Genomic DNA, 13354 nt, shown 5'->3' with positions numbered 1-13354 from the left:
TTACTTTTTTTTACTTAATTTTCTATCCACCAGAAAGCTCAACGAATTGTTGATAGACCTCGACTGATGATCATTGATAGTGAAATAATCAGATTCTACAACATTTTGACTATTATAAATCAATGTCGGAACGCTATAGGTACCAAAAGATTTCGGACTAAAAAAACCTGAATAATTAAGACTTACATTTGTCAGGCTGTCAATTTCATATTCCATATTAAAATTCAGGCTATTCTGACTTTTATTACGGTCTTTTCTATTCATTATACTGACCCACTCTGTTTGATCTTCTATATAATTTACGTGATCGGTACCTTCCCTATAGTAGGTTCCACTTCCAAGATAATAGCTTGCCATGAGAGAAAGTTTATCTTTTTTATAATATTGAGAAATTCCCGCCACTCCTTTTGCATATTGGCTTTGTACATATTTGGAAGAAATAATGCCACGATAGCCTTCTATTTTATTTTTCTTCATGACAATATTCAAAACAGCACTTCCTGAAGCTTCATATTTTGCAGGGGGATTGGTAATGACTTCCACAGACTTTATCTCATCACCCTGGGTATTCTCCAGTAAGTTTTTCAGCTCATCACCTGTCAGCATTACTTTTTTATCATTAATGGTAACCAAGATACTTTGGCTTCCTTTAATTGCCAGCACATCATTACCTGATGTAACTCCAGGTGTTTTTTTGAGAATTTCCCAGGCATTGAGCGAAGAAATATTACTGTTTTCCACATTGAATTCCAGCCTGTCTATTTTTCTTTTAACCACCGGTTTTTGTTTTGTCATGACCACTTCCTGAATCTCTTTGATATCTTTTTTCAAAACAATTTGCAAGATCTTGTCTTGCTTATCAAGGTCCAGCTTTTTTTCAAATTGGGCATATTCCAGATCTTTGACCACTAATTTCACCTCCTTTTCTGAAATACCTTCCAATGTGAAGGCTCCTTCCTCATTGGTCATGATCTTTTTTATTAGGGCATTTTGTGAATTATAAACCTCAATAGAGACTAATGGAAGTTTTTCATTCTGCATATTAACTACCGTTCCGTCAATTTTTTGCTGTTGCGAGAACATCAAAATTGGGAAGAATAGAAAAATCAGAAATTTATACATGATTAATTTTTTTAATAATAAATACTCCTCTGAAACAGTGCAGGGCCGTCACAGAATCCTGGTACAAAAATCCGTATTGATTCAAAGAATTTCGGTTAATGAAAGGTTAAAGATGGGTTAACGTCTGTATTACTGATATTCAAGCGTTAATAAAGTTTAAAACAAAAGAAAAACTCAAATAGAATTCTATTTGAGTCTTACGACAATACTTATAATTAAATTACGAATATGGCAGATTGGCGATATAGGTTACGATGATATTATTTGTATTTCAACATTCGTGTTTCTTATATTTTCCTTATAAATAAAATTTTCCTAAACATTGCTATAAAGTTTAGACCTGGAAGTCCATTCAATTATAATAATCTCCTGGAATTCGCATCTCTTCAATAAGACTTTAATCAGCTGTACAAAACTGAGCATTTAATCTAAGAATTTCGGTTAATGAAAGGTTAATGAAGAGTGAGTGGCTGTTGAAGAGATCCTAAAGTTTTATATTTGTTATTATGATCTTGAAAAGTAAAAATCTTATTGCAGTCTTTGCCGCTTTATTCATGCTTCTTTTGGGGATTCAGGCTTATTTTATGTATAAGACCTATCAGGTAAAAGAGCGTGAAATTTATAGAGACGTACACAGTAAGCTTACAAGATTTACGGATGACCTTGAAGATAAAAGAGAACTAAAAAAGGTATCCGATGACTCATTGCAGTATATTTTTATACGATATAATAGCAGGGAGATCAGCAAAAAAAAGTTTCTCGATCTTTTTGAACAAAGCAGGAAAAAAACTCAGGATCAATTCAGTAATTACGTTGATTATAAATTTAAAAAAGAGGGATATCAGGTTGCAGTAAGGGTTCAATATTTATCCATTATATTTCTTCCTACTAAAACACAGCTTATCGATAAACCTATTACCCTTTTTGAAACAAGAAATAAAGTCGTAAAAGCAGGCATTTCAAATACTGGGAATTGGGAAACCACGTCACAATCTACCTCAGATAATGACCATAAAATCATAAAAAATAATAGTTTTCATGTCAAAAGTCAAACTGATTTTGAAATATTAAATATTAAAAGTATCGTATTTAAAGAACTCACGTTGCTCTTTTTGTGTTGTATTGCAATACTTGCCTGTGTTTTGATACTGTATATTTTTACGGTGAAAAATTTGATCCAACAGCAAAAACAAGTGGAAGTTCTACATACAGTTGTAGACAATATCTCGCATGAGTTCAAGACTCCAATTGCTACTCTGAAAATTGCTTCAAAAACGCTCGCCAAAGGATGGAACCCGGAAACCTTACCTTTGATCGACCGCCAGATTACCCGTCTGGAAAATCTTATGCTACAGCTCCATAAAGATGAAATGGACGTAGAACCATTGGGAACTAAGCCTGAAGATTGGATTTTTTTTATTCAGGATCTTACTTTCACTTATCCTAAAGTACAATTTGAGCTCTGCAATGAGACCACCAGGAAACTTCCTTTTGATAAAAATCTTATGGAAACAGTTATTAAAAATCTTTGTGAGAACAGCGTAAAATATGGAGCTTCTACTGTAAAGACCAGCATTGTTCAGCATCAGCAAAATACAGAGATTGAAGTTTCTGATAATGGTTATGGCATAGAGAAAAAAGAGCTTAAGAATATCTTTGAAAAATTTTACAGGGTTCAGTCCAATAATATTCATAATACCAAAGGCTTAGGTCTCGGACTTTATTTTGTTAGAAAGATCGTCACGAAATATCATGGCAACATAGATGTTTCCAGCCGTCCCAAAGCAGGTACCACCTTTAAAATATCTATCCCTTATGAAAACTAAGATCCTTTTGGCAGAAGATGACCCGGATTTCGGAATGATCCTGAAGCAGTATCTTGAACTGGAGGATTTCGAGGTGGCATGGTTTCAGAACCCTGAAGATATCATTGATCTTTTGTCTACAAATTTTCTTTTTCATATTGGTATTCTGGATATTATGATGCCTTCTGTTGACGGATTTTCTTTAGCTAAAATAATTTTAAAGGAGAAAAATAATTTCCCCTTGCTTTTCCTGACCGCCAAAAATCAGAAGATAGATCGCCTGACGGGACTGAAAATAGGAGCTGACGATTATATTGCCAAGCCCTGCGATCCGGAAGAACTGGTTTTGAGGATCAGAAATATCCTTAAAAGAACCCAGCCAGCAGTTTCTCCCCAAATCAAGATCGGCAGCTACTCTCTGAATACTGAAAAGCTTTTGCTTTCTCATCCGGAAGGAGATATACGGCTTACGGTCCGGGAACGGGAACTGCTTTTGTACCTTCTGAAATATAATGGTACCATGATCAAAAGAGATGATATTCTGGATAGTATCTGGGAAAACAATGATTATTTTACAGGAAAGAAGTCTTGATGTATTTATCAGCAGGCTGAGAAAATACTTCGTTCACGACCCTAAAATAAAAATCCAATCCCTGAGAGGAATTGGATTTGAAGTTGATTTTCCGGTAAACTGATCCTGAATTAAAAAGAAAGCTCTGCTAAAACCGGGAAATGATCCGATGGATACAGCAGATTGTCTCTTCTGTCATTGATATGTCTCTGGGATTTTATTTTAAAACCTTTTACAAAAATATAATCGATTCTGTCTTTAGGAATTTCATTGACGTTGAAACCTGTAAATGTTCCTTTTGGACCGTAAGGTTTTGTTTCGGAATGATAAAAGCTGTCATCCAGATTCTGTGAAAGAATTTTTATAGGCTCAGAGTCATCCGTTAAATTAAAGTCGCCACTCAGCGTTACAGGTAAGTTTTTAGGATTGATTTCTTTGATCTTTTTCAGAATAAGCTCGGAAGATTTTACTCTCGCTATATTTCCGATATGATCAAAATGAAGATTCAGGGCTAAGAATTCTTTTTTTGATTTTTTGTCTTTAAAAATGGCATAGGTACAGATCCTGTTAAGCGCTGCATCCCATCCCCGGGATGGTTTTTCGGGTGTCTCGGAAAGCCAGAACGTCCCGGACTTTACCACCTGAAGTCTTTCCGTATCATAAAAAATAGCAGAAAACTCTCCTTTTTCTTTCCCATCATCTCTTCCCACTCCTACGTAATCATAATTTTTAAGCCCGGCCTTGATATCTTTCATCTGCTCCGGAAGTGCTTCCTGAACTCCTAAATAATCGGGATGATAATAATTTAAAAGATCTGCAACATCCTGTTTTCTTTCTGTCCAGGCATTTTCTTTATCTGATGCTACGTTCAGCCTGATATTGAAGCTCATCACTTTAAGATCCTGCGAAAATCCCAATGCAAAAAGCATTAAGGATACCATTGAAAATCTGAAATTCATAACCATAATTGTAAATTAGATCAACAAAAATAAAACATCTTTCTGAGAGGAGGTGAAGGTTTGGAAATACATTACTGTTAATTTGTAAGAAAGGAGGCTGGAAGTGAGAAGTTGGAAGTTAAGGTAGCCGAAAGAAGCAATTTTAGTTTTAGCTTAGTTTTAAATTTGATTATTTATATGTTACTAGTGACGATTGTTGACCTGGAGATCCAATAGTGCCTCCATCTTCTGACCTCCATCTTCCATCTTCTTTTTACTTCAACAAAAAAACCTAAACTTCAAGCTCATGAAGTTTAGGTTTTTTAATAGGAATTAAAGCTGAATTTTATTCTTTATTGAATTCATACTCTCTCCCACCTTGTTTAAAAACAACAGTCTTTTTATCTTTACTGAATACAAGCGTTATAGCAGCTTCTTCAAAAGTAAACTGACTGTCACCTGCGTATTGCAGAGGAAATTCCTGCTGATTTCCAGCCTTAGCGTAAAGCTGTCCGTTTTTATCTGCAAAAACCAGTTTGATAGGAGCACTCTTAGTAGAATAGGTTCCTGCAAAATCTTTTGTATTAATCTTATCGACTGGCTTCGTCTGTGCTGAAGGCCAAATATTATTCGCCGAATTAACATCCGGAATCATCCCATCCGGATCCAGCATTACTTCACTGATCTCTTTATTTGAATTTAATTTGAACAGCCATTCTGTGTTTCGTTTCCAAACCTCAACAGGGATTTTCACAATCTGTTTTGTACCGTCTTTAAATTTCACCTGAACAGTTGTAGGCATTGGCAGCTGACCAAGATTTTCAACAGTGATCTGAGCTCCGTTTTTAAAATCGTCATTTACGTATTTTACATCTTTAACAGATTGATCAATCTTCCATTTGTTCATGAACCAGCCTCTCCAGAACCAGTTCAGCTCTTCACCGGACACATTTTCCATGGTGTGGAAGAAATCCCAAGGTGTAGGATGCTTGAAAGCCCATCGGTCGATATAGGTTCTAAAAGCTTTGTCAAATTTTTCAGGACCAAGAATAGTTTCTCTCAAAATCTGCAGCCCCATTCCCGGTTTAAAGTAAGCCAGCACCCCAATGCTTCTTTCTTTCATATTATCCGGTCCTACCATGATGGGTTCAATATTGTCACTCATCATAAAACTTCCGGTCTTGGCAATACTTTTCTTTGTATAATATTCTCCGTTGTTAAAGGCCTGTGTAGACAGCTCATTGATAAAAGTATTGAAGCCTTCATCCATCCATGCAAACAGTCTTTCATTGGAACCTACGATCATCGGGAACCAGTTGTGCCCGAATTCATGATCGGTAACGCCCCAAAGATCTTCCCCTGCAGAATTCATATGACAGAATACGATTCCCGGATATTCCATTCCGCCTTCATTTCCTGCTACATTGGTTGCAGCCGGATAGGTATATTCATACCATTTCTGAGAATAATGCTCAATAGCTGCCTTTGTATATTCTGTAGACCTTCCCCAGGCTTTTTCACCTGCACTTTCTGAAGGGTAAGCTGATATAGCTACAGATTTTTTACCGCTTGGAAGATTTATTTTTGCAGCATCCAGAATAAATGCCGGCGATGAAGCCCACGCAAAATCACGCGCCTGATCTATTTTAAATTTCCAGGTTTTGGTTCCTGAAGCCTGGTTCTTCCCAATTTCAGATTCCGGACGGATCATAACGGTCTTATCACTGTTCCTTGCCTGCTCCCAACGGTTATTTTCTTCTTTGCTATATACTTCTTTATAATTCAGAAGTTCTCCCGAAGCAACTACATAATGGTTAGCCGGCACAGTAATATTAGCATTGATATGACCATATTCCAGATAAAATTCTGAAGCCCCCACATAAGGAAGGGTATTCCAGCCCATTACATCATCGTAGACACACATTCTTGGGTACCATTGGGCAATGGTAAATATTTTCCCGTTTTTCGTATTCTGAACCCCCATTCTGTCAGATCCGTATTCCGGAGAAACAAATGAATATTCAATTTTAATTTTCGCTACGCCACCTTTTGCCTTCAGCTCTTTTGGAAGGTCAATTTGCATTCTTGTATCCGTAATGGTATATTTTACATCTTTACCATCAAACTTTACAGATTTAATTTTATAGCCACCGTCCAGTTCTTCACCGTGAGCACCATTTCTACTTCCTGATGCCGGAACTACTGCATTGCCACGGGAATCTTTCGCAAATAAATTCTGGTCAAGCTGCAGCCACAGGAAACCCATCTGGTCAGGACTGTTATTAGTATAGGTAATATCGGCCGTACCGGTTATTTCATTTTTAGCATCATTTAGGCTAATATTAAGATCATAATCTGCTGAATTCTGCCAGTAAGCATGTCCCGGCTGTCCGCTTGCAGAACGTGTTTCTGTCCCCGTTTGAGGATAGAAAAAAGGTTTGAACGCCTCTACATAACTGTATTTTGGGCTTTCCTGGGCTAATGCAGACCCTGAAAACAGGAAGATTGCCGCTGCTGCAACAAGGCTTGGAAGTTTATAATTCATTTGGAATAATTTATACTATTTCTTTGATAAGTTATAAAAAAACCCGGAATCGTTACAAGTCCGGGTTCATTTTATAAAAATTTAATTTAATTTGCTTTTTTTGCCTTGATCATGGCTTCCAGTGCATCCCACATTTCTTTTGGAATATCTTCAAGCATGTTGAATTCTCCGGCCCCCTGAAGCCATTCGCCACCGTCTATGGTCACCACTTCACCATTCATATAAGCGGAATAATCTGAAACCAGATAAGCCGCAAGATTGGCCAGCTCCTGATGCTCTCCTACTCTTCTCAAAGGAACCTTCTTTTTCATATCGAATTTTTCCTGAAGATCTCCCGGAAGCAGTCTGTCCCAAGCTCCTTTGGTAGGGAAAGGCCCCGGAGCAATGGCATTAAAACGGATACCGTATTTTGCCCACTCAACAGCTAAAGATCTGGTCATAGCCAAAACTCCTGCTTTCGCGCACGCTGAAGGAACCACATAAGCAGATCCCGTCCACGCATAAGTGGTCACAATATTAAGCACTGTTCCAGGACTTTTAGAATCAATCCAGTGCTTTCCTATAGAAAGTGTACAGTTCTTTGTCCCTTTTAAAACAATATCTAAAATAGAATCAAAAGCAGAATGCGTCAGTCTCTCTGTCGGCGAAATAAAGTTTCCGGCAGCATTGTTCAGTAGAATATCAATTCTTCCAAATTCTTTCAAGGCAGCTTCTTTCATTGCTTCCACCTCATCCCAGTTTCGCACGTCGCAGGCAACGCAAAGAACTTTTCCACCGGTCTCCTCTTCCAATTCTTTTGCAGTTCCTTGTAGTTTTTCCAGGTTACGGGAAGTAATCACCACTTTTGCTCCCAGTTCAAGAAAATATTTGGTCATTGCTTTTCCAAGGCCGCTTCCGCCACCCGTTACAATCGCAACTTTACCTTCTAATGCACCTTCGCGCAGCATGGGCTGTGTATATAAATTCATATGATTTTATTTTTCCTAAAAATACTAAATATTGAATTCATCCCATTTAAAATAATGGGATAAATAATAATGTTATAAATAGTATACAACTTAAGATAAAGAGAACTTGTCCAAAGGTTAAAAAAAAGATGTCTGCTTTTTCATGCAAAGCTTAATCTTATGCTATATGACATTTCGAAGTATCCTTCAATATCCATAAACTGCTTAACCCCAGAAAAGAGCATAAAAAACAACCCTGCCACGAATGACAAGGTTGTTATATTATTATGACCATCAGGTCTTCAAAGGTTTATTATGAAACCACTACTCCTTTAAATGAAAGTGTTTTAGGAGTTTTGCTATCGCTGGTAGTTACATTTACTGTTTTCATAAATGCTCCTGCTGCCGCTGCATTATAGCTTGCTTCTACAAAACCTTTTTTCCCTGGAAGGATTGGAGTTTTAGTATAGTCTGCAGTTGTACATCCACATGAAGGTGCCACATTTTCAATTACGATAGGCTTTGAAGAAGTATTGGTAAATTCAAATCTGATCACTTTAGGTTTTCCCTGAGGAATATTTTCCTACATCAATGGATTCTGATTTCCATTTAATAGCATCTGCCATTACTTTTACTACTGGAATAGCATCAGCAGGAAATACATTGGCATAGAACGGAGAGAATGCCAAAACTGCAAGAAGTGCTGAAATTTTCAATTTTTTCATAAGTATAAATTTAATAGTTAAAAATTCTAAGGAGTTGGTAATTGTTTACCGATATGACAAATGTAAAGCCGATTATTGATACAACTTGTTAACTGCTATCAAACATTTGTTAACAAGTTGTTAATGATGAAAGATAAATAGATATTTTTGGATAATATTGCCTGAGAAAGATGGAAATAAAAAAGCTCAATATTATTATAACGCTCGGGTTGATTGCTATTATCGGAATTCTGATAGCCCAGCTTTTGTGGACCCGGCAGGCCTATAATCTTGAAGATAAAAAATTTAACCAAACCGTTAATATTGCCCTGCTTGAAGTGGTAGAAAAATTGTCCGGCGGAAAGACCTCCTTTACTGAAAGCCCGGTACAGAACATTTCCAACGATTATTACGTGGTTAATATCAATAATGATTTTCATCCTGCCATGCTGGAATATTATCTGAAAACAGAATTTAACCGTCTGCAGATCAAAACAGATTATGTATATGCTTTATACAATTGCCACAGCGATAAGATGATCTATGGGAAATACATGTCAAAAAATCAGGAACCGCCAAGTGATAAAGTTATTAATTTCCCGAAGCATAAAAACCTTGTCTACTATTTCTCTATACGTTTCCCTGATAAAACCACATACCTGATCAGCTCATTAAGATTTTGGTATGTGCTTACAGCAGCACTTATTATTATTCTCCTGATCTATGTTTATTCTATATATACTATTATTCAGCAAAAAAAATTCTCGGAACTGCAGCGGGATTTCATCAATAATATGACCCACGAGTTCAAAACTCCTCTTTCTTCAATACTTTTAGCTTCAGAAGCACTCAACAAACAAGATATCATTCAGGGAAACCCTAAACTGCAGACTTATACTTCCATCATCACCAAGCAAAGCTACAAGCTGAATAACCACGTCGAAAAAATACTGAATATTGCCCGAAACGATGCTTCCGGACTATCTTTAAAACCTCAGAAAATAGTTTTACTGCCCTTTATCATAGAAATTGTAAACACGATACGCCAAAAGAATGAAAATGTCTCTATTAAGGTAGATATTGATAGCAGTATTTCAATAATTGCAGATGAATTTCATTTTACCAATATCATTTACAACATTCTGGATAACTCCATCAAGTATTGTGATACAACCCCAAATATCCTCATTTCAGCATTTAAAGATTCAAAAGGTTTATATTTAAAGTTTAAAGATAACGGGATGGGTATTCCTTCTAAAAATATTCCTCATATTTTTGATAAATTTTACAGGGTAGCAGCCAATAGAAGTGATGAAATTAACGGCTTTGGACTGGGATTATTTTATGTAAAAAAAATCGTTCAGCAACATAACTGGAAAATTTCAGTTGAAAATAATCTGGATAAAGGAATTACCATTACGCTGTTTTTACCCTTTTGAAATAATAAGCCACATTATGGAAAAATCCAAAATTTTATATGCAGAAGACGACGAGACAATAGCTTTCCTGATCCAGGACAGCCTGGAAGCTTTTTATGAAATCGACTGCTATTCTGATGGCAAATCGGCGCTGGATGCATTCAACAGCCAAAGTTTTGATATCTGCCTCTTAGACATTATGATGCCCGAAATGAACGGTTTTGAAGTGGCACAGCACATTCGTGATAAAAATTCCGAGATCCCCATTATTTTCATTTCTGCAAAAACTTTAAAAGAAGACAGAATTAAAGGCCTTAAAATTGGCGCAGACGATTATCTCGTAAAACCTTTCAGCATTGAGGAACTGATTTTAAAAATCGAGGTTTTTCTGAAACGCAGGAAGAAAATGAACAGCGCACCGCAGCAATATAAAGTAGGGAAATACAGTTTCGATCCAAAAAACTATACTTTACAGGATACTGAAAATACCATTACTCTTACCCAAAGAGAATCCGAATTGCTTTTCTATTTTATCCGTCACAAAAATACAGTGCTAAAAAGACAGGACATCCTAAGGGTTGTTTGGGGCGATGATGATTATTTTATGGGAAGAAGCCTTGATGTATTTATTTCCAGACTGCGGAAAGTATTTGCAGATGACGAAAGTATTTTAATCGAAAATCTACACGGAATAGGTTTTCGGTTTTCTGAAAAACAATAAATTTTAAATCAATCAAGCGATAAATCATTATTGTTTTTGAATTAATTAAATTTACTCTCCGAAAAAATATATTTATCTATGAAAAGATCAGGAACTGCTGTTTTTCTTTTTCTTCTATTTTTCAGTTTACATCTTAAAGCTCAAAAATTTGAAAAATTAATTCAATATGTAAATCCATTAATAGGTACCGAAAAAATGGGCCACACCTATCCCGGCGCAACTGTTCCTTTCGGGGCTGTACAGCTGAGTCCTGAAACGGATACAATCTCGTATGAACTTAATGGAAAATACAATGGTGAAGTTTATAAATACTGTGCGGGATACCGATATGAAGACAAGACCATTGTAGGCTTCAGCTCGACACATTTCAGCGGAACAGGACATTCTGATCTCGGAGATTTTTTAATTATGCCAACCGTGGGGAAACTACAGCTAAATCCGGGAACAGCATCCAATCCTGAAAGTGGTTATAGAAGTAGATTTTCTCATGAGAATGAAAAAGCAGAAGCGGGATATTATAAAGTAAAACTGGATGATCACAACATTCTGGCAGAATTGACAGCTTCCACAAGAACCGGAGTTCAACGGTATACATTCCCAAAATCTGACCAGGCACATATTATTTTAGACCTTACCGCAGGAATTTACAATTACGAAGGCAAAAATGTGTGGACTTACGTTCGTGTAGAAAATGATGGTACAGTAACAGGCTACCGCCAGACTAACGGCTGGGCAAGGACAAGAACCGTTTATTTCGCTATGAAGTTTTCAAAGCCTTTTAAATCATACGGACAGAAAAACTATGATGGGAAGCAGGTCTATAATGGATTCTGGAGAAAATTTGACCAAACAAAAAACTTTCCCGAGATCGCAGGCAAAAACCTGAAAATGTATTTTGATTTCGACACTGAAGAAAATGAAGCTGTCGAAGTAAAACTGGCTATCTCTCCGGTGAGCCAAGTCAATGCATTGGAAAACCTTGAAAAAGAAACCGCAAACCTCTCTTTTAATCAGATAAAAGCTAAGGCCCAGGAAAACTGGAATAAAGAACTGAATAAGATTGTCATCAAAGGCTCAGAAACAGAAAAAACGAATTTCTATACTGCAATGTATCATACTTTCATCAGCCCTACCACTTATATGGATAGCAATGGGGAATATAAAGGTTTGGATCAGAACATACACACGACAGCAGATTTCACGAACTATACAACATTTTCACTCTGGGATACGTACCGGGCACTTCATCCTTTCTTTAATATCATCCAGCCGAAACGTAATAATGATATGGTAAAATCCATGATGGCCCATTATGATCAGTTCTCTATGAAAATGCTTCCAATCTGGTCACATTATGCCAATGACAACTGGTGCATGAGCGGATATCACAGTGTAAGTGTAGCTGCAGATGCCATTATCAAAGGAAATTATACAGGTGATCCAAAAGAAGTACTGAAAGCCTGCATCGCAACAGCCAATAAAAGAGATTATGAAGGAATCGGATACTATATCGACAATGGCTATATTCCTGCCGAGAAAAGTGGAACATCAGTTTCCAACACCCTGGAATATGCTTATGACGACTGGGCCATTGCCCAATTGGCAAAACATTTAGGCGAAACTGAAATTTATAACCAATTCATCAAACGTTCTGAAAACTGGAAAAATAATTTTGACCCAAAAGCAGGTTTTATGCGTCCCCGACTGGCAGACGGAAGCTTTAAAAAAGATTTCGATGTACTAAGCACTCACGGACAGGGCTTTATTGAAGGAAACTCCTGGAACTACAGTTTTTTCGTTCCCCAAAATCCGGATGAATTAATGAAAATGATGGGCGGAAAGAAAAAATTCGCTTCAAAACTGGATGAATTGTTTACTATGCATCTTCCGGATGAGTTTTTCTCAGATACAGAAGATATAACCCGGGAAGGAATCATCGGCGGATACGTTCACGGAAACGAACCGGCTCACCATGTTGCTTATTTTTACAACTGGGCAGGACAGCCCTGGAAAACCCAGGCCCAGATCCGTCGTATTTTAGAGATGCAGTACAAAGCTACACCGGATGGCCTCGGCGGAAATGATGATGCAGGACAGATGAGTGCGTGGTATATTTTAAGCTCACTAGGATTTTACCCTGTAGCACCGGGCTCAGAAGATTATGCAATCGGAAGTCCGGCTGTGGATAATGCGATTTTGAATCTGGAAAATGGGAAAACGTTTGAAATTGAAGCCATAAATCAAAGTTCAAAGAATGTATATGTTGAAAAAATTCTTCTGAATGGAAAAGAGATTAAAAATTTCAATCTAAAACATTCTGAAATCGTGGCTGGTGGAAAACTGACGTTCTATATGAGTAATAAAGCGAAAAAATAGTTTTTCTTCCATCACAAAAGTTCCAAAATATTTTTGGACACTTAAATTATTTTTAAGTTGATACATTGCGCATAGAAAGAGCACTTAAGTTTTTTGAAAAACTTTGACACCTACAATTCGTCGGATCAAAATTCCCCTCCTCTGGAGGGGTGGCGAAAATTCAAAGAATTTTTGACGGGGTGGTTTTGCGCATCAATAATCAAAAAA

The 13354-nt window shown here is 36.9% G+C and carries 10 protein-coding genes and 1 pseudogene; 5 read left to right on the top strand and 6 right to left on the bottom strand.

Going from position 1 to position 13354, the window contains the following annotated elements:
* On the bottom strand, window positions 1–1122 hold the full coding sequence (locus QF044_RS21085; RefSeq protein ID WP_307271696.1) for a carboxypeptidase-like regulatory domain-containing protein: 1122 nt from the start codon (window positions 1120–1122) through the stop codon (window positions 1–3).
* A 506-nt stretch (window positions 1123–1628) separates the two neighbouring features.
* Here QF044_RS21085 and QF044_RS21080 point away from each other — a divergent pair.
* Entirely contained in the window at window positions 1629–2948 is a 1320-nt protein-coding gene (locus QF044_RS21080; protein WP_307271693.1) for a sensor histidine kinase KdpD, read from the top strand.
* Window positions 2938–3622: pseudogene (locus tag QF044_RS21075) on the top strand (response regulator transcription factor). The gene QF044_RS21080 and the pseudogene QF044_RS21075 overlap by 11 nt, the downstream one beginning before the upstream one ends.
* 7 nt (window positions 3623–3629) lie before the next feature.
* Here QF044_RS21075 and QF044_RS21070 read toward each other — a convergent pair.
* From QF044_RS21070 to QF044_RS21050, 5 genes are all read right to left on the bottom strand, one after another.
* Window positions 3630–4457, bottom strand: a complete 828-nt coding sequence (locus QF044_RS21070; protein WP_307271691.1) for an endonuclease/exonuclease/phosphatase family protein — start codon at window positions 4455–4457, stop codon at window positions 3630–3632.
* Window positions 4458–4782: 325 nt separating this feature from the next.
* The gene (locus QF044_RS21065; RefSeq protein ID WP_307271684.1) at window positions 4783–6981 is read right to left on the bottom strand and encodes a M1 family metallopeptidase; all 2199 of its coding nucleotides are present in this window, start codon (window positions 6979–6981) and stop codon (window positions 4783–4785) included.
* 86 nt (window positions 6982–7067) lie between these two features.
* Window positions 7068–7949, bottom strand: a complete 882-nt coding sequence (locus QF044_RS21060; RefSeq protein WP_307271682.1) for an SDR family oxidoreductase — start codon at window positions 7947–7949, stop codon at window positions 7068–7070.
* A 292-nt stretch (window positions 7950–8241) separates the two neighbouring features.
* Entirely contained in the window at window positions 8242–8484 is a 243-nt protein-coding gene (locus QF044_RS21055; RefSeq protein WP_307271679.1) for a DUF1573 domain-containing protein, read from the bottom strand.
* A 1-nt stretch (window position 8485) separates the two neighbouring features.
* Window positions 8486–8653 carry a hypothetical protein gene (locus QF044_RS21050; protein WP_307271676.1) on the bottom strand — a complete coding sequence of 56 codons (168 nt, stop codon included), beginning with the start codon at window positions 8651–8653 and terminating at the stop codon, window positions 8486–8488.
* A 170-nt stretch (window positions 8654–8823) separates the two neighbouring features.
* Between QF044_RS21050 and QF044_RS21045 the strand changes: the two genes are divergently transcribed.
* From QF044_RS21045 to QF044_RS21035, 3 genes are all read left to right on the top strand, one after another.
* Window positions 8824–10071 (top strand): sensor histidine kinase KdpD, encoded by a 1248-nt coding sequence (locus tag QF044_RS21045; protein WP_307271673.1) that lies wholly within the window; start codon window positions 8824–8826, stop codon window positions 10069–10071.
* A 16-nt stretch (window positions 10072–10087) separates the two neighbouring features.
* On the top strand, window positions 10088–10771 hold the full coding sequence (locus QF044_RS21040) for a response regulator transcription factor (protein WP_307271671.1): 684 nt from the start codon (window positions 10088–10090) through the stop codon (window positions 10769–10771).
* Window positions 10772–10849: 78 nt separating this feature from the next.
* A complete protein-coding gene (locus QF044_RS21035) occupies window positions 10850–13147 on the top strand; it encodes a GH92 family glycosyl hydrolase (RefSeq protein WP_307271668.1) in 2298 nt (765 codons plus the stop codon).
* The last annotated feature ends 207 nt before the right edge of the window (window positions 13148–13354 follow it).

Source organism: Chryseobacterium sp. W4I1 (assembly GCF_030816115.1).
Lineage (GTDB): Bacteria > Bacteroidota > Bacteroidia > Flavobacteriales > Weeksellaceae > Chryseobacterium.
Note: the sequence above shows the minus strand (reverse complement) of the source record. Positions and strands in the feature narration are given on the sequence as shown.